The 20,063-nt window shown below is 64.4% G+C and carries 29 protein-coding genes and 2 tRNA genes; 14 read left to right on the forward strand and 17 right to left on the reverse strand.

What is annotated here, in order from left to right:
• Nucleotides 1-159: 159 nt before the first annotated feature.
• The 15 genes from ACFO5X_RS07270 to ACFO5X_RS07340 form a co-directional block, all read right to left on the reverse strand.
• Nucleotides 160-798 (reverse strand): hypothetical protein, encoded by a 639-nt coding sequence (locus tag ACFO5X_RS07270; protein ID WP_380716624.1) that lies wholly within the window; start codon nucleotides 796-798, stop codon nucleotides 160-162.
• 25 nt (nucleotides 799-823) lie between these two features.
• Nucleotides 824-1,297: a P27 family phage terminase small subunit gene (locus ACFO5X_RS07275; RefSeq protein WP_380716625.1), complete on the reverse strand. Its 474-nt coding sequence runs from the start codon at nucleotides 1,295-1,297 to the stop codon at nucleotides 824-826.
• Nucleotides 1,298-1,318: 21 nt separating this feature from the next.
• On the reverse strand, nucleotides 1,319-2,587 hold the full coding sequence (locus ACFO5X_RS07280) for a site-specific DNA-methyltransferase (RefSeq protein ID WP_380716626.1): 1,269 nt from the start codon (nucleotides 2,585-2,587) through the stop codon (nucleotides 1,319-1,321).
• Between the two features lie 352 nt (nucleotides 2,588-2,939).
• A tRNA-Met gene (locus ACFO5X_RS07285) sits at nucleotides 2,940-3,015 on the reverse strand.
• A 198-nt stretch (nucleotides 3,016-3,213) separates the two neighbouring features.
• Nucleotides 3,214-3,852, reverse strand: coding sequence for a transcription termination/antitermination protein NusG (gene nusG, locus ACFO5X_RS07290; protein ID WP_380716627.1), 639 nt, complete (start codon nucleotides 3,850-3,852; stop codon nucleotides 3,214-3,216).
• Nucleotides 3,852-4,439 carry a hypothetical protein gene (locus ACFO5X_RS07295; RefSeq protein ID WP_380716628.1) on the reverse strand — a complete coding sequence of 196 codons (588 nt, stop codon included), beginning with the start codon at nucleotides 4,437-4,439 and terminating at the stop codon, nucleotides 3,852-3,854. The genes nusG and ACFO5X_RS07295 overlap by 1 nt, the downstream gene beginning before the upstream one ends.
• A gap of 196 nt (nucleotides 4,440-4,635) precedes the next feature.
• Complete coding sequence (locus tag ACFO5X_RS07300; protein WP_380716629.1) at nucleotides 4,636-5,277, reverse strand: hypothetical protein; 642 nt, start codon at nucleotides 5,275-5,277, stop codon at nucleotides 4,636-4,638.
• Complete coding sequence (locus ACFO5X_RS07305) at nucleotides 5,274-6,356, reverse strand: ParB/RepB/Spo0J family partition protein (RefSeq protein ID WP_380716630.1); 1,083 nt, start codon at nucleotides 6,354-6,356, stop codon at nucleotides 5,274-5,276. Before ACFO5X_RS07305 ends, ACFO5X_RS07300 begins: the two co-directional genes overlap by 4 nt.
• Nucleotides 6,353-7,111 (reverse strand): hypothetical protein, encoded by a 759-nt coding sequence (locus ACFO5X_RS07310; RefSeq protein ID WP_380716631.1) that lies wholly within the window; start codon nucleotides 7,109-7,111, stop codon nucleotides 6,353-6,355. Before ACFO5X_RS07310 ends, ACFO5X_RS07305 begins: the two co-directional genes overlap by 4 nt.
• A complete protein-coding gene (locus ACFO5X_RS07315; protein WP_380716632.1) occupies nucleotides 7,111-7,389 on the reverse strand; it encodes a hypothetical protein in 279 nt (92 codons plus the stop codon). Before ACFO5X_RS07315 ends, ACFO5X_RS07310 begins: the two co-directional genes overlap by 1 nt.
• Nucleotides 7,389-7,667: a hypothetical protein gene (locus ACFO5X_RS07320; protein ID WP_380716633.1), complete on the reverse strand. Its 279-nt coding sequence runs from the start codon at nucleotides 7,665-7,667 to the stop codon at nucleotides 7,389-7,391. Before ACFO5X_RS07320 ends, ACFO5X_RS07315 begins: the two co-directional genes overlap by 1 nt.
• Complete coding sequence (locus tag ACFO5X_RS07325; protein ID WP_380716634.1) at nucleotides 7,667-7,972, reverse strand: hypothetical protein; 306 nt, start codon at nucleotides 7,970-7,972, stop codon at nucleotides 7,667-7,669. Before ACFO5X_RS07325 ends, ACFO5X_RS07320 begins: the two co-directional genes overlap by 1 nt.
• Complete coding sequence (locus ACFO5X_RS07330) at nucleotides 7,969-8,427, reverse strand: hypothetical protein (RefSeq protein ID WP_380716635.1); 459 nt, start codon at nucleotides 8,425-8,427, stop codon at nucleotides 7,969-7,971. The genes ACFO5X_RS07325 and ACFO5X_RS07330 overlap by 4 nt, the downstream gene beginning before the upstream one ends.
• A 234-nt stretch (nucleotides 8,428-8,661) precedes the next feature.
• Nucleotides 8,662-9,123, reverse strand: coding sequence for a hypothetical protein (locus tag ACFO5X_RS07335; protein WP_380716636.1), 462 nt, complete (start codon nucleotides 9,121-9,123; stop codon nucleotides 8,662-8,664).
• A gap of 193 nt (nucleotides 9,124-9,316) precedes the next feature.
• Entirely contained in the window at nucleotides 9,317-9,571 is a 255-nt protein-coding gene (locus ACFO5X_RS07340) for a hypothetical protein (RefSeq protein WP_380716637.1), read from the reverse strand.
• Nucleotides 9,572-9,661: 90 nt separating this feature from the next.
• Between ACFO5X_RS07340 and ACFO5X_RS07345 the strand changes: the two genes are divergently transcribed.
• The 11 genes from ACFO5X_RS07345 to ACFO5X_RS07395 all read left to right on the forward strand — a co-directional run bounded on the left by ACFO5X_RS07345 (nucleotide 9,662) and on the right by ACFO5X_RS07395 (nucleotide 16,197).
• Nucleotides 9,662-10,000, forward strand: coding sequence for a helix-turn-helix domain-containing protein (locus tag ACFO5X_RS07345; protein ID WP_380716638.1), 339 nt, complete (start codon nucleotides 9,662-9,664; stop codon nucleotides 9,998-10,000).
• Between the two features lie 523 nt (nucleotides 10,001-10,523).
• Nucleotides 10,524-10,778, forward strand: a complete 255-nt coding sequence (locus ACFO5X_RS07350; RefSeq protein WP_380716639.1) for a hypothetical protein — start codon at nucleotides 10,524-10,526, stop codon at nucleotides 10,776-10,778.
• On the forward strand, nucleotides 10,775-11,311 hold the full coding sequence (locus ACFO5X_RS07355) for a hypothetical protein (RefSeq protein ID WP_380716640.1): 537 nt from the start codon (nucleotides 10,775-10,777) through the stop codon (nucleotides 11,309-11,311). The genes ACFO5X_RS07350 and ACFO5X_RS07355 overlap by 4 nt, the downstream gene beginning before the upstream one ends.
• Nucleotides 11,308-11,595, forward strand: a complete 288-nt coding sequence (locus ACFO5X_RS07360) for a hypothetical protein (RefSeq protein WP_380716641.1) — start codon at nucleotides 11,308-11,310, stop codon at nucleotides 11,593-11,595. Before ACFO5X_RS07355 ends, ACFO5X_RS07360 begins: the two co-directional genes overlap by 4 nt.
• The gene (locus ACFO5X_RS07365) at nucleotides 11,592-11,804 is read left to right on the forward strand and encodes a hypothetical protein (RefSeq protein WP_380716642.1); all 213 of its coding nucleotides are present in this window, start codon (nucleotides 11,592-11,594) and stop codon (nucleotides 11,802-11,804) included. The genes ACFO5X_RS07360 and ACFO5X_RS07365 overlap by 4 nt, the downstream gene beginning before the upstream one ends.
• Nucleotides 11,805-11,933: 129 nt before the next feature.
• The gene (locus tag ACFO5X_RS07370) at nucleotides 11,934-12,305 is read left to right on the forward strand and encodes a hypothetical protein (protein ID WP_380716643.1); all 372 of its coding nucleotides are present in this window, start codon (nucleotides 11,934-11,936) and stop codon (nucleotides 12,303-12,305) included.
• A 32-nt stretch (nucleotides 12,306-12,337) separates the two neighbouring features.
• Nucleotides 12,338-13,333 carry a DUF2303 family protein gene (locus tag ACFO5X_RS07375; RefSeq protein WP_380716645.1) on the forward strand — a complete coding sequence of 332 codons (996 nt, stop codon included), beginning with the start codon at nucleotides 12,338-12,340 and terminating at the stop codon, nucleotides 13,331-13,333.
• Nucleotides 13,334-13,437: 104 nt separating this feature from the next.
• Nucleotides 13,438-13,758 carry a hypothetical protein gene (locus ACFO5X_RS07380; RefSeq protein ID WP_380716647.1) on the forward strand — a complete coding sequence of 107 codons (321 nt, stop codon included), beginning with the start codon at nucleotides 13,438-13,440 and terminating at the stop codon, nucleotides 13,756-13,758.
• Nucleotides 13,755-14,015, forward strand: a complete 261-nt coding sequence (locus ACFO5X_RS07385; protein WP_380716444.1) for a hypothetical protein — start codon at nucleotides 13,755-13,757, stop codon at nucleotides 14,013-14,015. The genes ACFO5X_RS07380 and ACFO5X_RS07385 overlap by 4 nt, the downstream gene beginning before the upstream one ends.
• Complete coding sequence (locus ACFO5X_RS07390) at nucleotides 14,012-14,254, forward strand: hypothetical protein (RefSeq protein ID WP_380716648.1); 243 nt, start codon at nucleotides 14,012-14,014, stop codon at nucleotides 14,252-14,254. Before ACFO5X_RS07385 ends, ACFO5X_RS07390 begins: the two co-directional genes overlap by 4 nt.
• Nucleotides 14,251-16,197 carry a DNA cytosine methyltransferase gene (locus tag ACFO5X_RS07395; RefSeq protein WP_380716649.1) on the forward strand — a complete coding sequence of 649 codons (1,947 nt, stop codon included), beginning with the start codon at nucleotides 14,251-14,253 and terminating at the stop codon, nucleotides 16,195-16,197. Before ACFO5X_RS07390 ends, ACFO5X_RS07395 begins: the two co-directional genes overlap by 4 nt.
• A gap of 16 nt (nucleotides 16,198-16,213) precedes the next feature.
• On the opposite strand, the gene ACFO5X_RS07400 is transcribed toward ACFO5X_RS07395, so the two are convergent.
• A complete protein-coding gene (locus tag ACFO5X_RS07400; protein WP_380716650.1) occupies nucleotides 16,214-16,447 on the reverse strand; it encodes a hypothetical protein in 234 nt (77 codons plus the stop codon).
• A gap of 49 nt (nucleotides 16,448-16,496) precedes the next feature.
• Between ACFO5X_RS07400 and ACFO5X_RS07405 the strand changes: the two genes are divergently transcribed.
• The 3 genes from ACFO5X_RS07405 (at nucleotide 16,497) to ACFO5X_RS07415 (ending at nucleotide 19,862) form a co-directional block, all read left to right on the forward strand.
• Complete coding sequence (locus tag ACFO5X_RS07405) at nucleotides 16,497-17,561, forward strand: DUF5131 family protein (protein ID WP_380716651.1); 1,065 nt, start codon at nucleotides 16,497-16,499, stop codon at nucleotides 17,559-17,561.
• 774 nt (nucleotides 17,562-18,335) lie between these two features.
• Nucleotides 18,336-18,608 (forward strand): DUF4031 domain-containing protein, encoded by a 273-nt coding sequence (locus tag ACFO5X_RS07410; RefSeq protein ID WP_380716652.1) that lies wholly within the window; start codon nucleotides 18,336-18,338, stop codon nucleotides 18,606-18,608.
• A 153-nt stretch (nucleotides 18,609-18,761) separates the two neighbouring features.
• Nucleotides 18,762-19,862 carry a tyrosine-type recombinase/integrase gene (locus ACFO5X_RS07415; protein ID WP_380716653.1) on the forward strand — a complete coding sequence of 367 codons (1,101 nt, stop codon included), beginning with the start codon at nucleotides 18,762-18,764 and terminating at the stop codon, nucleotides 19,860-19,862.
• Between the two features lie 85 nt (nucleotides 19,863-19,947).
• Here ACFO5X_RS07415 and ACFO5X_RS07420 read toward each other — a convergent pair.
• Nucleotides 19,948-20,024 (reverse strand) — tRNA-Arg (locus tag ACFO5X_RS07420).
• Between the last annotated feature and the right edge of the window lie 39 nt (nucleotides 20,025-20,063).

A 20,063-nucleotide genomic window follows, 5' to 3' on the forward strand; every position in this document is an offset into this window, starting at 1 on the left:
ACGGGAACCGGTCGATCCGAAACGGCCCCGGCATCGGCGACCGTTCGTCGAAGACGATGTTTTCCTCGCACCACCGGGTGATATCCGGCTTTGGCGGCGGCGCCATCGCCTCGGCGATCGCCAGGGCGACGACACGTTCGGCCGAGGTCAGGAAACCCATCAGATATCCGCGCCGCGTTCTTCGGCGGTCAGTTGCACGGCGTCGCCCAGCTCGGTCAGCTTTTCGGTGCGGACCTTCCGATGATCCCGCCATGTCTCGATCATGATCTGCCGGGCGGTGCGGTAATCTACCCCCATGCGGTCGGCGATCTTGCGCGCCGCATCCCGCAGCACTGTCTCGAACTCGGCAACCTCCTGTCCGATCAGCTGCGCGACCTGCCGGTGAACGGCCGAGGCCAGAACCACCGTGCCCTCCGCCTCTGCGTTCGCCCGGCGCAGCCTGCGGGCCTCTTCCTCGACTTTCTGGATCCGGGCCAGCTCATACCGGCCCGGGTCGGTTGATGGAAGCAGATCGCTCTTGCGCTCCTCGCGCGCCGGCGGCGCGTCATCGTCGCTATCTTCATCGATCGACGATTGCAGCGCGGCGATACGCTGTTTGGTTTCGGCGCCGTTGCCCAGCAGCTGGCCCGGGTCCAGCTTTCGGCTGAGCGCATCCGCGCAAGCCTTGAGGTCAAAACGCCGGGCCCGATTGTCGCCCGAGTAGCAGCCCTCGAGCCGACCGCTTGCCACCAACTGACTGATCCTACCCTTCGAGAGATTCAGCCGATCGGCCAACTGCGAGGCGGTCAATCCCTGCATTCAGGAAGTACTCCATCCATCAACTTCATGCGTCTGGCAGGTCAAAAAGCGTCCCTTGAGCTGAACCTGCGGTGCGCACTCGCGAAACCGGCGTCATTCCAAACTCCTTCGCCAGGGACGTGAATTCACCGAGCGCTTGCTTGGCTGCGATCCGCAATGCCGACATCTGCACATGTCCGTTCGGGGTTTTGGTCACCTCGCCAGCCAAGATGTTGCCGCTTCGCTGGCCGAGCTCCGAAATCTGCCGCTCGATTTCTCGCCATCGACCCCAAGCCCGACAAGCTGCCTCCAGAGCCAATACATCCGCTCTAGCCAGCACCCGGCCGGGAACCAGACTGCTGGTCGCCTGCTGCCACGCAAAGGCGGCATCAACCGACAGATCGAGCGGCTCTTCAATCTGGTCAGCCGTCAGCGCTGGGAGAACAATTCCCCGTGCTCCCTGCTGCGACTTGCGACCGTCAATCTTCGGGGCGCGACCCATCCCCAACCCTTTCAGCACTGATGGGCGCCTCGGAGAAACCTACTTGGCGGGACCGCACCGAGTTGCCCTTGCGACGTCGAGCGTTTCACCGCTCCCGGCGAGAACCGCCTTGCGCCCTGTGAAATCCTGCCACCGGGTAACGATCACATCGACGTAGACAGGATCGAGCTCGCTGGCATAGACCGACCGGCCTTCCATCTCGCCGGCGATAATGGTGGTTCCAGATCCGCAGAAGGGATCATAGATCGCATCCCCAGGTCGGCTGTTATTCAGGATCGGCCTGCGCATGCACTCGACCGGCTTCTGGGTGCCGTGTCCGGTGTCGTTCTTCAGGTGTTCAATAAACCAGACCGTGGTCTGCTTCCGTCCACCCCGCCATCCGGCCGTGCTGCCAGCGCGAACGATATACGCGAGCGATTCCTGATCAACCTGCCAGGCATCGGCGACCACTTCACGCTCAGCGTAGAAAGCCGGTTCATGCTGCCAGTGGTAGTGGCCCCGAGAGATTGGCGCGCGCGTCTTCACCCAAACGATCTGACTGCGGACATCAAACCCGGCGCGGACCAGGCTGTCCGAAACAGCCGCGTTGTGAAGGGCGCCATGCCAAACATATGCAACCGCCCCAGGAAATAGGTCCCAAGCCTCTTGCCAGTCGGCTCGGTCGTCGTTCTTGACCTTCCCTGTTGCAACTCCAGCACCGCCGAACTGCTGGCGCCAAGCTGGATCGTATTTGACGCCATAGGGGGGGTCAGTCACCATCAGAACCGGCTTGATCCCATCGAACAGCGCAGCCACATGAGCGGCATCCGTAGAGTCCCCGCAACGCAAGCGATGGTTTCCCAGGAGCCAAAGGTCGCCCAAACGAGAAACAGGGTTCTGCGGGGCCGGAGGCGCGACGTCCGGATCCGTTTTCCCGATTACCGGAGCATGCAGAAGCTCCTCTAGGACATCACCGTCAAAGCCGATCAGGTCCATCGAAAAGTTCAGACCAGCGAGCGCGGACAATTCGGCCCTCAAGATGTCCTCATCCCATGACGCGTTCAACGTCAGCTGGTTGTCCGCAATGACATAGGCCCGTTTCTGCTCGTCGGACCAGCCAGCTGCCACCATGCACGGCACATTGCCGATCTTCAGCTTCTTGGCCGCCAGGGCGCGCCCGTGCCCTGCAATTATCCCGCCAGCCTCATCGATCAGCAGAGGAATGGTCCATCCCCACTGTTCTATCGACGCAGCGAGCTGATCGATCTGCGCGTCTGAATGCAAACGGCTGTTCGCAACGAACGGAGTCAGGTCGTCCAAGTCGCGCATCGTGATCTGCGATGCTGGCCACCCCCCCCCTGTCCATTTCTAAACTATACGCCCCAATTTAGTGTACGCTTTTTGGTTTAGGCTTCCTGAAAGGTTTAGCGCCACGAAACCCACGCGCTCAGCGCCCCCGTATACAAAACCCGGCCGGAAGGACCCGAGGGGGTGGGGGTGGTCGCCGATGGGTCGGGGTGGCCCTCCGCCCCGCCGCTGCAGAGGGCCGTTGTGCTCGCGCCTGTCGGCGGGCGCGCTCCAGGTGTTCGAATGATGGCGGGCGGGACTTGCTGCCACTTGCCCCGCCGCGCCGCAGGTCCGAGCCACCGAGGGGTGTCTGCTCGCCCGACCTGATGGAAGATGGTTGCCGGGGCGGGGATTGAACCCGCGACCTCCAGCTTATGAGGCTGGCGAGCTACCGCTGCTCTACCCGGACATACGCCGCGTCGCGCGGCACGTAACCAAATGAAAACGCCCGGCCGGGATGATCCCGCCGGGCGTAATGAAGGCTTGTGACTCCGAGCGTTTTGAACCGGAGCGCGCCGCCCACCCACCGGGCACTGCCGCTGTCTGGGCGGGGGCGTTCCGGCATAGAGCTGATGAGGTCGGAAACTAGGCGACTGATTCGCTCTTTGTCAATCCGTTTTGTTCAGTGGCGTCAGCGCACCATCCGCCGCATCCGCCAAGACCTCGCGCCCGAACAGCTGCAACCGAACCTTGGCGCCGCCTTCCGCCTTGATCTCGATGACCTCGCAGGGGAACTCGGCAAAAGGTCCGGTATGGAACATGGCCCTGTCGCCCGGATGCAGCATCTGACTGCGCCGAACGGCCCGTCGCGCCTCTTCGCTGTCGGCATCGATCTTGCGCATGGCGTAGATCGCGCGCAGCCCTTGGGGGCGCAGAATGCCCCAGTGCCCGGACGAACGGCAAAGCGCGCCGAGAATGAACGGGGTTCCGGAAACGAGGTGCACCAGCGGCTCGCCAGGAAACCGGGCGAACACATATCCCGGCAGGTAACGCCGCTGATACTCGCGAACGCGCCCATGTTTTGTGGACTGCCGGGACAGGACGGGATGGAAGGCGTAGACGCCACGTCGCAGCAACCAGGCTTCCGCCTGATCCTCGCGCTGGGGCGGGACGCGCAGGGCATACCAGCGCGACACGCCGGGCCAGAACACATTCCGATCGCCAGCGTCCGGCCCTTGGCAATAGCGGGTTTCCAGATCCGACACGAGGTCGGCGTCGAAAGCCCTGGTCGCGGGCAGTTTCGCCATCATGCCTGCACCTGCCCGACCAGAGCCTCGACCCGGGCATAGGTTCGCTCATACCACTCGATCCAGGCCGCCTCATCGCCGCGCAGCGGGATTTCCCGGCGGCGGCGATCGAGGATCAGTTCGCGGCGCTCGTGATGTTCGCGGGCCCGCACGGCCACCAGTTCCTTGTCGCGCGGCGTCACCGGCGGCCGCTTTTTGGTTTCCCAGAACTGGAACTCGGCCACCAGTCGCCCGGCTGCCAGCGCCTCGCGTCCGGCCGCCGAGGCGAACCATCGCAGCAGCTCCGGCACCTCCTCGAGCGGGCGCGGATGGAATGCCTCGGCCAGTCCGATGATTGTGACATAGGCCGGCCAGAAGCAGCGGGCGCTGCCCTCGCCCTTGGTCAGCAGAGACGCCTTCAGCACGGTCAGCGCATCGTCGCCGAGATAGGCCAACCCGTCCGCCAGCCGCGTCAGCGCCCGCTTGGCCTCATCCTCGCTGGTCGCCTTCGGAAACCGAAACCCCGCCTCGGTCAGCGGATCGATCAGCAGGCGGCGCACCCGGTCGCGCTTGGTTTCGTCGGTCTCTGGCGCAACAGTCATTTCCATGCTCGGCCCCTTTCTCAGCAGGTTCTGAGTTATCCACAGGCAGGTCCGTTCCCGATCTGTGGTTTTTCTATTTTTTCCTATTCTTTCCTATTCTTTAGGCGGAACAGTTCCCGTTTTGTGGTGAAACTGTTCCGAACTGTTACGGAACAGTTCCGTTTTGTTACTTCACAGATTTTACGCTCGTGAAAACAGCGGGTTATCGCTGCTTATTGAACCAACCAACCGTCTCCGCGTGGCGCAGCGCGGCCTTAAGTGAGACCTCAAATCCAGGCATGCGCCGCTGACCGCGGTGGCGCTCCAAAAGCCATCCGTCGAGACGCTCCAACAACACCCGATCCTGCGCCATTTTCGCATGACACCCGATCTCGACCATCAGCTCACCCAGCCGCTTCAACCGCATGGAGGTTGCCTTGTCGTTGCGCTCTACCTCGCGCGCCTCGCGTCGTTTGACCGCATCCAGCGCAACCTCGACGACGACCGGGTGACCCAGCACCACGACCCCGCCGGCGCGATAGGGCCGCCAGTTGTGCAGCGGGGTGATGGTCCGCCCCATCAGCTGGTGCCACAGCGCGATGTCGATCCGCAGCAGCTTTGCCAGCATTGTGTGATCGTTCGGCAGGCTCCCCATCGGAAGCTGTTTGCGGGCGATGAAGAAGAGGTTCAGCGCCGCGCCCTGCACGTCCAGGTCGGCGCTCAGGTGCAGTTTGCTGTTGAGATACCGGTCGTGCCAGAAGGCCGTGAAATAGTCGGCAGCCGCGTGCGCGTCGAGCAGCTCGTCCGGATATGCCGGCAATGGTTCGTCGTCCCGCACGAGACGTATGTGCGTTGGTGCGCTCATGCTCTGGCCCTCACCTTGTGCCAGCGAGCCGTCACCTGAGCGGTCGACATGCCCCAGCCCTCGGCCAGGCTGGCGCGGCCCGCGTGGGTTCCGCCTTCCGCAATCAGCAGTGCATCGCGATCTTCGGTCCAATGCTCGGGCCGGACCGCTGGCGGAGCCTTCGGCGGCGCCTCTTTCTGCACCTCGGGCGCGGGACGGATCGCCTCCCGCCTCTCGGATTGCGCGAGGACTGGCCGCGATACCGGTTCCGGGCGCACGCGCGGTCCGCCCCAGGCCGCTATGGCGCGATCGAGGTTCAGAAGGGCAAGCTTTCGCCCGCTGTCCCGCCTGCGCCCTGCTTCCTCGCGCAGCGCGTCAAGACGGGTGCAAAGGGCGGTCAGATCGTGATCGGCGCAGAACGCCGCTGCATCCAGTTCGGGCCGCGCGGCCAAGGTGGCAAACCACGGATCCAGCACATTGTCCCGATAGGCGTCCACCTGGTTGACCAGCGGCGACTGAGTGATGGCGCGCAGGCCTTCAGTAACGACCCGGGATCGACCGGCGCGGACATGCGACAGGACAAGCGCGATCGAAAACACCTGTCGCGGCGCGCGGTGCACGGATGACACCACATACGTCATCAGCCGGCAGCCCGCCTCGGTGACTGCCCGATCCGCTGTCAGGGCATCGGCGTCGCCGGCCGCAAGCGCTGCCTTCAGAAGGTGATAGCCAGACACAACCGTCCGGTCTCGATTGATTGCCGCAAAGGCTGCCGCCTGACCCGAGGGGTCAGCCTCGACAACCATCGCCGGGATCGCCGATATCCCCGCCAGCGCCGCCGCATGGGCGCGGTGCTGACCATCGATGATCGCATAGCGCTTGTCGCTCAGACGGGCGGCGATGACCGGAGTGAACCGGGGCCATTCGAACGCCGATGCGATGCGCCGGATGGCCTTCCAGTTCTTCGGCCCCAGCGGACGCTGATAGTCTTCATCGATCAGCAGCGACTCGATGCGCAGCCAGACAAGTTCAGGCGCCGCGCCAGGACGTGGGCGGGCAACCGGATCGCATTCGCGCACATCGATCTCGCGGAACGTCATGACGCGGACTCCGCCAAATCGAGCAATCCGCCGGCCGGCGGCACTGGTGCACGAAGATGCTCCGGAACTGGCGGATAGTCCCCCGGGCGGGTCAGGGCCCGCCGGCAAGGCGGAATGCGATGCTGTTCGGTCGGCGCGTTCCTCCCGCTCTGCCAGATCAGCCAGGAATAGGCGGTCGCGCTGGCGGGCTTCTTCATCTCGCCCGGCTTGTCGCCCTTCGGCGCGTGCCAGACCGGCACGTCCGGATCGAGCAGAACCCCTTTCCAGATCACCACGCGCTCGACAAAAGGCAGGGTAAAGGCCTCCGGTCGATCGCGGAACAGGGTGCGATAGCGGTCCGCCCCCTCGACAAAGGCCGAGCGCACGAACATGGCCACGCCGCGCCGGGCATAGCGCAGGCCCTGCTGGATGAAATCGGCACCCATCTTGAAAGGCGGATTGGTGATGACCCAATCGACGTCCGGAGCATCCTGCGACCAATCGACCAGAAAGTCTGAAACCAGCGTCTGCCCGTGAAAGCCATAGTCATGCACATCACTGGCATGCACGCGGTCGAAATACTCGCCCAGCGGCAGCACCATGTGCCCCCGATTGCACGCCGGCTCCCAGACCTCCTGCAGGTGCAACGGCTGCCCCTGCTTCACCAGGAACTCGCAGAGCGCCCGCGTCGCCCAGGGCGGCGTCGGGAAGTCGTCGAGGCTGTCGTGCGCCTCGGCCCGCTGCTGCATCACGGCGCTGGACCGGTTCTGGGCCATCAGATCAGCCCATCCCGACGAGCCAGCACGCGCAGGTGCTGGACCTGGTTGTCCGTCAGGTTCAGCCGAGCGGCGATGGCGCCAGAGGTGCAGCCATTTCGGTGCATCTCAACAAAACGGGCGAGATTGTTGACGGTCTCGGCCGTGCGCGGGGGACCTGTCCGTGTCGAGAGGTCAACCATATCCGCGCGACGCCACCGGCGCTTCACCAGATCGGCATCGGCGACCATCCGGTCGCGCAGCGCAACCTGCGGGTCTGGATGCATCGCTCCAGCCATCAGATCAGCCCGTTCCGGCGCAGCACATAGCGCAGGCGCGCGGCCTGACTGTCGGTGATCTGCAGCTGGCGGGTGATGTCGCCCCGTTTGACGCCCTTGCGCAGAAGCGAGAGATAGGGCGCGAGGTTCGCGACCGTCTCGGGCGCCTTCTGGCGCATGTGCCGGGGCGGCTTGCCGTCGACCATCTGCGCCTTGTCCCAGCGGCGCCTGATCAGCTCCGCATCGGCGATCATCCGGTCGCGCAGCGCAACCTGCGGGTCGAGAGCGGCCGCGCCCATCACGACAGTCTCCCCAGCAGGATAGCGAGGAAGAACCCCACCCAGGGCGCAGCGAAGACGACCGCCTGCCAGCGCCACGACACCGTGGCGCCCGTTGGCTTGCCGCTTGACGGCTCCTGCACCGGCGCGCGCCGCACCGCGTAATCGATCCGGCGCGCGATTTCGCGGGCGACAGGCACGGGAAGGCAGATATTGACGCTGATGTAGCTGTCTTCAGGACCCGTCACTGCCGCCAGGCGCAACGCTTTCGCGAGCTCGCCCGGCAACTCTTGATGCGAAAGGTCGTTGGGAACGATCACGGTCATGCCGCACCCTCCCCACATCCGCGTCCGATTTCGCCGGGATTGGCGCCGACGAAATCCTTCCAGTGCACCCAGCCCTTCGGGCAGTGGAAGCCCCATTCGCGGACGTGCGGGCCAGTGATGAACAGCGTCTCGGCGGGCGCACCATCGATCAGCTCGATGCGATGCGCGAAGTCCGGCCCTCGGTAGATGCAATCGCCGGCGGTGATCATCCTAGAGCCTTCCGCCGTCACCTCCCGCATCTGTCCAGCGGTCATGATCGAGAAGCTGGGCCAAGGATGATCGTGCAGCGCCCGATCGTCGTCATCCCTAAGGAAGCGGTGATAGTAGACGTTGAAGACGGGATTGCGGGGGATCAGAAACCAGCGCAGCAGGTAGGGACTCTCGGCCGTGCCGATTATGAAATCCGGATCGCGATTCGGGCGAATTTCGCCGAGTTGAATTGGTCGGTCAACCACGGCTCACCCTCCAGAAAAGCGGGCGCGGGACAAACCCGCGCCCGGAGGTGACAGGGAGGTAGGGGCGACATCCTGCGCGACCGCGCGCCCCCCGGTCACGGCTACCCGCGGCATCAGGTGATGCCCCCGCGCGGACGTTGGAAAAGGGGCGCGGCGATGGACCACCGCGCCCGAGGTTCCCGCCCGTGCGCGTACGGACGCACGGGTCGAGGCAGTATATCGATCGGGTGGCCATCACGCCGCCCCGCTCTGCAGCGAGGTCAGAACCGCGCGGGATTTCGTCAGGGCGGCAATGGCCTCCTCGATCTCGCGCTCGGCCTCCGCAATATCCTTCGGCCGCTGTGTCGTCGCGGCCAGGATCGTCGCCGCCTGCGCCTCGCCGCATTCCTTCGCCATCAGGCCGCAGCCGGAAAACAGGCTGATCACCTCGGCCACACCGCCGACCGGCTGATAGACCCCGCCGGCCAGCGCCGCGAAGAACTCGGCCAGCGGCAGCGCGCAGTCCGGATCGGTCATCGCCAGCCGGGCGAGGTGGTTGACCCCGATCCCGCCGGGCCGCGCCTCATTGATCTCGGTGCCGTAGGAGACGGTGCTGTTGGCGAGGCCGAGCTGCTCTGCGACAGCTTCGACCCCGCCTGCCGCCCGATAGCACCGCGCCACCGCATCCTGTATTGTTCCTGCGCGAGTCGGTCTCATGTGAAAACCCCGCTTGCCATTTCGCTTGCCGGGTCAGGGACTTGCACCCATGGTCCCGGCATGACGGTTGTGTTGTTAACGAGTGTCGGGCGGGCCACCCCTTGGAGGATACGAGGGGCGCCCGCCCTGTTCCGTCGCGCGAACCGGGGGGAAGCGGACGGAATGGAAAGGAGTGGAAGACATGGCAGGGACATCAAGCGGCCTCGCTCTTTCGAGACGACGCTTCCGCCTTGTCGATGCTGATAAAGTTGAAGAGGTCGACGGGGCACTCCAACCCCTGCTCGTCGCACATCTCTTTGATTTCGCGCCACCATCGAGCCGGAAACAGACCATCGCTCACGGCGTTGCCGACGGCGGTTTTACCCACCCCGATGCGCTCGGATATCCTCTTGCGACCAAGTTGCTCGCAGATGGCGGCGACAGCTTCTTTGTGAGTTTTCTCGTTCATGGCGACACCTTGCTAGTCCAGATAAACTGGATTTGCAAGATACAGATCGCACTGAGTTCAAGTTATCTGGACGCAGGCTATAAGTAGCGAATGGACTTCCAGACCAAACAGAGACTCGCACACAAAGACGACACCGGTTTGGCGGCATGCGCCATCCGCTTACGAGCTGCGCGAGCGGTGACCGGAAAACAGGCACAGCAGCTCGCACGGGAAGTGGGCGTATCCAAGACCGTCTACAGCAATGCCGAGAACGGACTGACCTACCCAAACAGGGATGTGATGAAGCACCTGTATCGATCCTACAGGATCGACTTCAATTTCTTAATTAATGGCGATTTTGCTCAACTTCCTGGCGATTTGCAGGAGAGGCTTTTCCCCGCCTTAGAAGTCGCAAACAATGAATGGGATCGAAAATCCAGTTCAAATTGACCTTGAGTTTAATCGCCGCTCTGGCAATCCATATATAAACCCCCATCCGCACTTTAGTCTCCCTCCCACACTTTCTACCTTTGACCTACGGCACATCGACCCCCACAGTGCGACGCGCGGTCAGCCAGTCGAAGAACACTGCCCAACATTACGATGGTGAACAGATGATAATGGAGCATTCAACTTCTATGGTGAGGCGCCGGGTGCTTGGACGTTTTCACCGCCTTTGGGCCCTCCTCTTTGGATTTATTTACTATGCCTGCAAGGGACTCTGGGGTTGGTCAATTATTAGCATGCTAACCTTGAACGGACTGTTCGTTATTTTGCCACTATGGAACCGCACCATTGTGATCCGTCATTACGAGAACCGCGGGTGGCGGCCAGTTGAGACGCGCGAATCGCCTGGCGTTAAGTAGAGATAGCCGCGCTTCTAGGCGAAGTCCATTTTTTCTGTATTTTTGGTTTGACTGTCCAGATTATTTGGACTACCTGATACCTCGATCGCAACCCGATGGAGGCACCCTTGGCCGACCGAACGCCCACCACCGCCCAGTTCATCGCCGCCAACCCGGCCCACTACTCCGACAGACCATGGCTCTATGCCACCGCCTGGGGCATCCTGCTCGCAGCCCGAGGCCGGACGCTCAACCCAGAGACAGCAGGCCCGGCCGCGCACCTGATCGCGCGCCCTGACCTTTCGGACCGCATCCGCGCCCACGCCACCAGCATCGGCTGGCCCGAGCGCCGCACACTGCGCTGCCCCGGTGCGCGGACATGAGCGCCCCCAAGGATCCCGGAACAATCTGGCCCAACTCGCCGCAGCGCCTGCGCGAGCGCCTTGCCCGGCTGGAGAGTGGCATCGCGGCGGCGCGCGGCCGCGTTTCGGCGCTGGACAGCTGGGTCAAGGATATCGGCGAGATGCACGTGTCCTCGGCTGCCGGAGACGCCCTCACTGCCGCCGAGGCGAGCTTGGCCGGAACCGAGGCCGGCATAGCTGGGCTGGAAGCCGACCGGGCGGCGGTCGAGGCCGACCGCTACGCCGAGAAGTTTCACCGCCTTGTCGAGGACGTCGAGGCCCACACACTCCCCCAGCCCGACGCCGGGCCCGTGGTGGTCAAGCAGAAGCCGATCCGGATACGGATGGGCGCGTCCAATTACAGCCCAGAGACGGCAAAGAAGCGCTATCGGATCGAACGTTTGGAGGGCGATGTCCTCAACGTGTTCCAGCGCCTCGAAGACCTCGAAAAGGACATGGCCCACGCGCAGTCGCTTCTGCGCCGCTCAGAAAAACCCGAGAGGCGGCAAGGATGAACCTCCCCCTGTCCTCGCACATGAACCGCCAGCGCGCCGAGCTCGCCGCCGCGCTGGAACTGGCGCCGACCAGTGTCCGCATCGAGATCATGCGCGCCGCCATCGTCCTCTACGGCGGCACCACGACACCGCTGCGCGACAACACCGATGGCGGGCTGACCTTCCCCAACTTCACCGTGCTGGGCGTCACTGGCGACGGCACAACCGAGGTCGAGGCCATCGCGGAATGGACCAAGGCCGCCACCCGCATGGCCATTGCCGCGGAAGAAGAGGTGGCAGCATGACAGACGCTCAGATCACCATGGTTGTGGTGACCTCGCTGGCCGTCGCGGCCTCGGCCTTCGGCATCCGTCAGGCCATGTCCGACGCCGAGGATGCACGAGACTACGGCTTCACCGCCCCCGCCCGCCGCTGGCACGCGCCAGTGTGGATCGTCACGGCGGGACTGATGATCGCCCTGCCGCTGGTGTTCTGGCTGGAGCGGGCATCATGACCGCCACCCCGTTCGGCGTCCCGCGCGCCGCCCCGCCAGCGCCGCATGCCACCACTCACGAAAGACCGGCGGCGCGGGCGCAGGGGGCCGCGGGCACCCAGCAGCAACCAATCCCTGAAAGGACAACCGATGGCCAACGATGCCCCCTTTGAAATTCGATCACTCGACCAGCTGGTCGCGCTGCTCGATGGCGGAAACTTCCTGACGGAGGTGATGACGGCAAATGCCTCCCTGCAGACCACGCTTCTGGACTTTCGCGCCGATCACGGCGGCAAACCCAAGGGCTCGCTGACCCTCAAGCTCAGCTACCAGCTGAACAAGTCGGGCGATGTCACCATCAGCGGCGAATACGAGGTCAAGCGTCCGAAGGTGCCGCCGGCGGCAGGCGTCGCCTACGTGGGCGAAGACGGCCAGCTGACCCTGCACTCGCCCATGCTCACGCGAATGACCATCCGCGATGCGACCGCGCCCGAGCGCGCGGTGCGCCCCGCATCCGAGTAACCAAACCGCAACCTCAAGAGGGAAAACCCCAAATGAACGACCACGAGCAGACACCCGAGAACGTCGCGCAGACGATGCGCGATGTGATGAAAACCATGGGCGATGTAGAGCTGCGGGCCGTTCCCGCAGTCGGTGAGAATGAAGCGCTTCTGATGCTGGCCTCGATACCTCAGGGCCGGACAGTCCAGGACTTCACCGACAAGCTCCGCGCGGCCGAGCAGTTGTTCAAGCCGCATCGGCGCACTGGAACTGCGAAGCACAAGACGCTGGAGAGCCTCATCGATTGGGCGAACCGGTTCAAGAGCGCGAGCAGCGTCATCTACGCCAACCCCGATCCGGCCAACCCGAGCCTGACCTGCATCGCTAACTATCACGCCGAAGGTGGCGCCAGCGAAACCGGCCCCGACGCCACCGCCCGGCATCTGGATCATGTCGGCCGCTATGACTTCCCGCTGTCGCGCGAATGGAAAGCCTGGCAGGCGATCACGAAGGAGGCGATCACGAAGGACCGCTTTTGCGAGTTCATCGAGGCTAACGCCAAAGACCTGATCGACCCGACGCCCGCCCTCCTGCAGCAGGACAAGGTGAAGCCGACCGAGGAATGGGAAAAACGGCTGATCGCGGTCGCCGCCAAGATCATGGGCCGGTTCGGCCAGGTGCGTCAGCTGATCGAGCTGGGACGGCAATTCCAGGTCCACGAGAACAGCTCGCTGGAAGTTTCGCGGGATCCGGACAGTGGCGCGTCCCGCTTTCAGTTCACCGCCGAGCATCAGGACGCCGCCGGCCGGCCGCTCAGCATTCCGAACCTGTTCCTGATCGCCATCCCGATCTTCCAGGGCGGCGATCTCTACCGGCTGCCCTTGCGCTTCAGCTACCGCAAGTCCGGCGCCGAGCTGAAGTTCATCTTGAACCTCTATGACGCCGAAACCGCCTTCGAGACCGCCTGCGACGAGGCGGCACAGAAGGCGTCCGAAGAAACCGGTCTCCCGCTGTTCATCGGCGAGCCCGAGGCACGCCGAACCACGTAACCCCCGGATGCGCGACGCGGTGTCGCGCGCCCCTCGCCGCGGGCATGTCGCCCATACCCTGCCGGGGCGGCGAGGGGACCCAACCCCAGAAGGAACACCCGACAATGTTCAAGGTCTTCGAGAAGGACGACACGCCGCCGGCGCTGATCGCGGCACAGCGCGAGTTCATCATAGGCACGGTCTGCACCGCCACCCGCGCAGCGCGCGGCAGCTTTGGCCTCGAAACCCACGCGACGCTGGCAGCGCTGGTCGGCAAGTCTGTCAACTTCCTCGAAGCCTACGATGCCGACGCCACGGCCGACTATCTCGAAGCGATCGCGCATTCCCTGCGCGGCGAAGACACAGACGCGGCGCTGGAGGCAGCTTTCAGGCGCATCGCAGCCGCGGCCCATCTGACCCATACGCGCATGATGGGGGCGGCATGAGCGACGTGGAACATAAGATGGCCATGGATGCCATCGGCTTTGCCGCTCAGGTGCTGACCCCGCAAGCTGACCACCTCAGGAAGCTCATCGACGCCGAGCGGTCAATGCACAACCATCTGCATATCACCGATCCGACTCTGTATGGGAAGGCCATTCACAGTGACAGTCTGCGGCAGCAGGTCGACCTCGCAAAGGCTGCGTTGGCGTTCGTCCTGGCCGTTCAGAAGGTCAAGACAGAGATCGGGGGTAAATCATGACCCTCATTCGCCCCAACACGATCAGCTTCTTTGCCGAGATCACCGAGGACGAACTACGAAAGCGGATCGCCGACGAGGTGCTGACCGCTGTCGGTGCCATGGGCGAAGACGGCAAGCCGCTGCCAGGCGTCAAGGCCGAGGTCAGGCGCGGCGAGAGCCGAAAGGGCGGTTACAAGATCACGATCACCGGGCCCGCTCCTGCGCGCCTGTTGCTGCCGGCGAAAGGTGATGGTCAGTGACCTCCCTGCCCCTGATCATCGACAGCTTCGCTGGCGGCGGCGGTGCCAGCACCGGGATCGAGATGGCTCTCGGCCGCAGCCCCGATGTGGCGATCAACCATAACGCCGCAGCGCTGGCCCTGCATGCCGCGAACCATCCGGACACACTGCACCTCGATTCGAATATCTGGGAGGTCGACCCCTACGAGGTCGCCGGCGGACGGCATGTCGGGCTGCTCTGGGCCTCGCCGGACTGCAAACACTTCTCCAAGGCCAAGGGCGGCGCGCCGAAGGACCGGAATATCCGGGACCTCGCGTGGGTCGTGGTCGATTGGGCCGAGAAGGTGAAGCCCGACGTCATCTGCATGGAAAACGTCGAGGAATTCCGCACGTGGGGCCCGGTCGGCGAAGACGGCCAGCCGATCAAGGAATTTCAGGGGCAGACCTTTGAGTTGTGGATCAAGCGCCTGCGCAAGGTCGGATACCGCGTTCAGTTCCGCGAGCTGCGCGGCTGCGACTATGGTGCGGCGACGATCCGCAAGCGGTTCTTCATGGTCGCGCGCCGCGACGGTCGACCTATCGTCTGGCCGAAGCCGACGCATGGCGATCCAAACAGCCCGGCCGTGCAGCGCGGCAAGCTCCAGCCGTGGCGCACAGCGGCCGAGTGCATCGACTGGTCGCTCCCCTGCCCTTCGATCTTCGACTCGAGCGCCGAAATCCTTGCGAAGCATCAGCTGAGGTCAGTTCGCCCGCTGGCCGACAACACGCTCGCCCGGATCGCGCGCGGGATGGGACGCTACGTGCTGCGTGAGACCAACCCGTTCGTCGTCAACCTGACCCACGGCGCGCGCCTCGAAGATCCGGACGCGCCGCTGCGGACGATCACCTGCGCCAATCGCGGCGAGAAGGCGGTCGTCGTCCCGACAATTGTCGGCTGCGGCGGCCGCGCAGGCCAGAGCAGGCCGCGCGGCGGAGACGAACCGTTTGCCACGGTGACGGCCAAGGCCGATGCGTGCATCGCAACCGCAACGCTTGCCCCATCGATCACCAGGTTCAACGGCGGCGCGACCGGGCAGGACCTCCGCGAGCCTCTGGCGACGATCACGGCAAACAGCTGGATCAAGAAACCGGGCGGGGCGATGCCGTTGGGGATGATCGCGCCGAGCCTGATGAGCCTCAAAGGCACCGATAGACGCGCCGGTCCAGCTGATGCGCCGCACCCGACCATCTTGGCAGGCGGCGGACATTCGTCGCTGATCGCGCCGCTGCTGGTCCAGACAGGATACGGCGAGCGGCACGGCCAGGCCGCGCGCAGCCTCGACCCCTTTGCGCCCCTTGGCACGGTTGTCGCCGGCGGCGTCAAGCATGCAGCTGCGGCCGTCTTCCTCGCGCAGCACAACACCGGCGTCACCGGGCACGACGCCCGTGATCCCCTCAGCACCGTCGCCCAGACCGGCAGCCATCAGACACCGGTCGCCGCCTTCTTCGCGAAATACTACGGCCAGGGATGCGGGTCTCGAGTCGATGAGCCGCTGCACACTGTCACCGTGCAGGACCGGTTCGGCCATGTGCAGATCGCCACCGCCGCGCCACCGTTCACCCCAGACCAGGCAGATCGGGCGCGCCAGGTGGCCGACTTCCTGCGCGCCCATGGCGAGTGGGATGACCGGGAATTCGTGACTGCCGAGGTTGAGGGCGACACCTTCGTCGTGGTCGACATCGGGATGCGCATGCTCACACCGCGCGAGCTGTTCAACGCGCAGGGTTTCCCTGCCGACTATGTGATCGAAGGCGTCTGGGATGAGCGCGGCGGCGACTGGTCGTTCCAGGAATTTCCGAAGCACGTCCAGATTTCATGCTGCGGGAACAGCGTTTGCCCGGACGTGGCAGCGGCGCTGGTTGGCGCGAATTGCGGGCACCTGGCCTCAGCAGCTGCACCAGAGAGGGAGACGGCCGATGCTTAGCCGCCCCACATTCCCCCTACCCGTGCCGGCCGACCCAGCTGCAGGTCACGCCCTGCACCGCCGCCTTCACGCCGCAGGCCGTGCAGCGCGTCCGCACCAACAGGTCGCACAAGGTCTCCAGATGCGGATGTGCCACCAGGACATCCCGCACGTAGACCGGCGCGCTGTAACCGCACGCGCAGTAAATCCAGACCATGTCGTCTTTCATGAGGGCGAGGCGCATGGCGTAGCCCGGCTTATAGCGGAACATGTCGTGAACATACGCCGCCCGAAGGCGACAGCAAGAGCAGGAGTTTCCAATGGCTGACAAGACCGAAATCGGCTGGACCGACGCGACATGGCAACCGGTCACCGGGTGCCGGGTAGTCACGCCAGGCTGCACGAACTGCTACGCGATGAAGCTGGCCGGCACCCGCCTGCAGCACCACCCATCGCGGGCCGGGCTGACCCGTGACAGCCGGTCAGGACCGGTGTGGACGGGAGAGGTGCGTTTCAACGAGAAGTGGATCGATCAGCCGCTGCGCTGGAAGCGCCCGCGCCGGATATTCGTCTGCGCGCATGGTGACCTCTTCGCCGAGGGCGTGCCAGACGAGTGGATCGACCAGGTTTTCGCCGTCATGGCGCTGGCGTCACAGCACACGTTTCAGGTGCTGACCAAGCGGGCAGATCGGATGAGGGCCTACATGAACGACATTCATGGCGATGAGGACAGGTGCCGTGACATCATCGAGGCTAGCCGCAAGGCAGGGGCGCTGCTGGGCGATTTACCGCTCCTTCGCGATAGCCTGGTGAAGCTGCCTCTCCCCAACGTCTGGCTTGGGGTCAGCGTCGAGGACCAGGCGCGCGCCGACCAGAGAATCCCTGATCTGCTGGCAACCCCGGCAGCGGTGCGGTTCGCGAGCGTCGAGCCGATGCTGGGACCGGTCAACCTATTGATCACCGATGCGCGCGGGCACGACATCTCAGCCTTGCGCGGCATCGCCTGCGATCCGACAGACCCAGAGATGGCAGATGACTACTACCGCACTGAAAAGCTCGACTGGATCATCTGCGGCGGCGAGAGCGGGCCCGGTGCGCGGCCGATGCACCCGGATTGGGCGCGCTCCCTCCGCGACCAGTGCGCGGCCGCCGGCGTGCCGTTCTTCTTCAAGCAGTGGGGGCGATGGTTTCCCGCCCCCGATCGAAACCCCGCAACTTTCGAAGGCTTGATGCGGCTCGACGGTTATCGAGCTTCGCATCAAGAGCACCAGCGCCAAAGGCTAAGCCGCGAAATTTCGCAAGAGTGGCAGCCGCTATTGATGGCGGGAAAGAAGACCGCAGGCCGGCTGCTCGACGGGGCTCTGCATGACGGGATGCCGGCATGAAAGACCGCCGCGCCACGCCCCGACTGAGCCCGCCATCGAAGATCGGCGGGACGTTCACAGTCCAGCTCTCCGAGTCGGACTACCGCCTGTTCTATGAGATCGTCATGACCAGGGGCGCGTCAGGCGCAGAGGCAATGCGGCAGCTGATCCGAGAGGAAGCCGGGCGAGCTCATTTCGAGGTCGATGCTGTCCTGAATTATTCCGAGCTCAGGGCGCAGGCCTCACGCTGCCCGTGCCGGGGCTCCGACGAATTGTGCCCGTGCCAAAACAGTCCGGACCGAACGACACTACGCGACAGGTCGAGGCAGCAGCCATGAACCAAACGAGCCAGCGCGAACCCTATTGCCCGACAAACGAGGAAGAGTGGCGGGATACATGGGAAATGCTCTGCGGCCACTGCGCCCATCACCTCAACTGCCCCATCGTTGACGCGATGATAGAACACACGGCAGGCGGTTCATGGCCAGAAGGCGGATGGACCAGCGATCCCGGTGGTGGCGTCACTTGCCTCAGCTACGCGCCACACCAGCAGCAACCGCAGCTTAGCCGACAGCAGCTGCGCCGGCTTTCCAGAATGAACCCGGCCACCCTGCCCCCGGTCTGCGGCGGATGCGCCGCGACGAAAGGCACCGAGGCCAGCCAATGCCTGCACACCCGGCGTGACTTCGAAGTGTCCGTTAGAGACCGCCGCCAGTTCCTTTGCCACGAGCGACCAGGCTATTGCGGCGGCTGGGTCCGAGCTGTTCTCGCCAGAGCAGGAAAGCGAGTGCAGGAATGACCGTCTACGTCGACGACATGCAGGCCCCGTTCGGCCGAATGAAGATGTGCCACATGGTGGCCGACACCACGGCTGAGCTGCTGGAGATGGCCGACAGGATCGGCGTGGCCAGCCGCTGGATCCAGAAGGCCGGCACCGCTCATGAACACTTCGACATTGCCATGAGCAAGCGCCGCCTGGCCGTCGCTGCCGGCGCGGTGGAGATCGATCGCCGCCAGCTGGCCAGAATTCTTCGCGCAAAGCAGGAGGAAAGAGCCGGAAATGGCTGAGGTCAAAGAACTCTTGCGGATCGAGGCCGCTGCCGAAATGCTCGGCGTGCCCGTAGAATCGCTGCGCAACGCCGCGGACCGACACGGCAAGACCATCCGGATCGGGCGGGCCGTGCGCCTGCACCCCGACGACATCAAGGAGCTGCTCGACCTATGCCGCGTCGAAACAAAGGCCCCCGTCTCCACTGGCGCGCCGGCCGCGGCGTCTGGGAAATCCGCGACGCCGGCGATCTCCGGATTTCAACTGGCTTCGGGCGCGGCCAGGAAGCTGAAGCAGAAGCCGCACTCGAGGTCTACCTCGCCAGCAAAAGGCTCAAGAGTGGTCCCGTTCCGCCAGAAGAACTGACTGTCGGTCAGGTCCTCGCGCTCTACGCCGACGAGAAAGCGGTTGGATTTGCCGCTCCGGACCGGGTCGGCTACGCGATCGATGCACTGGCCGGCTTCTGGGGCAACGATGCCGTGTCCGAAGTGAAGGCCTCCCGATGCCGCGAATACGTCACATGGCGAGGTGTGTCGGCCTCGACCGTCCGGCGCGAGCTGGGCGTGCTGCAGGCGGCACTACGGCATTGCGCCAGGGAAAGCTACCTGACGGCAGCGCCAGAGGTCTGGCGCCCGCAGGAATCGCCGCCGGTGGACCGCTGGCTGACCCGGCAGGAAGTGGCATGGCTGCTCCGCGCCGCCCGGCAGCTGCGCAAGGATGGTCGTCACCTGGCCGACTTCATTCTGTGCGGCGTCTACACCGGCAGCCGCAAGGCCACGATCCTCGGGCTGCAGATCGATCAGCCGAGCGTCACGGGGGGCTACATCGACACTCGCCAGGGCGTTCTCTACCGCCGCCCGGCCGACAAGCGCGAGACAAAGAAGCGCCAGCGCCCCGCGCGTCTGCCGGCGAAGTATCTCGCCCACGTTCAGCGCCAGGCGCGGCGCGGGCGACGCTTTGTGGTGCAGGATGATGCGGGCAACCGCGTTGGCGACATCCGGAAAGGGTGGGTCCGAGCTGTCGAGCTGGCGGCCGAGCTGGCCGCGAAGAAGGAAATTGAGCTGGACCTGACTCAGATCACCGGTGGCGCCAGAAAGCCGATTACCCCGCATGTGCTGAAGCACACATCGATCACATGGGCGCTCCAGCGCGGCGCGGAGATATGGGATGCCGCGGGGCTTTTCTCCACCTCGGCCGAGACGATCGAAAGGGTCTACGGCCACCACTCACCGAAGCACCAGGAATCAGCAGTGAGGGCGCTGAACAGGAAATAACCGGACCATATCCGGACCAAAGGCCGGGCCAAGACGAAAAGCCCGGATCCACACATCAAACTATGGAGTAAAATCAAATGGTTAATGGCGCACCCGACAGGATTCGAACCTGTGACCTCTGCCTTCGGAGGGCAGCGCTCTATCCAGCTGAGCTACGGGTGCCGGTGACGGCGCGTATAGGATAAAGGCGGCACCGCCGCA

Source organism: Seohaeicola nanhaiensis (assembly GCF_042654245.1).
GTDB classification, from domain to species: Bacteria; Pseudomonadota; Alphaproteobacteria; order Rhodobacterales; family Rhodobacteraceae; genus Seohaeicola_A; species Seohaeicola_A nanhaiensis.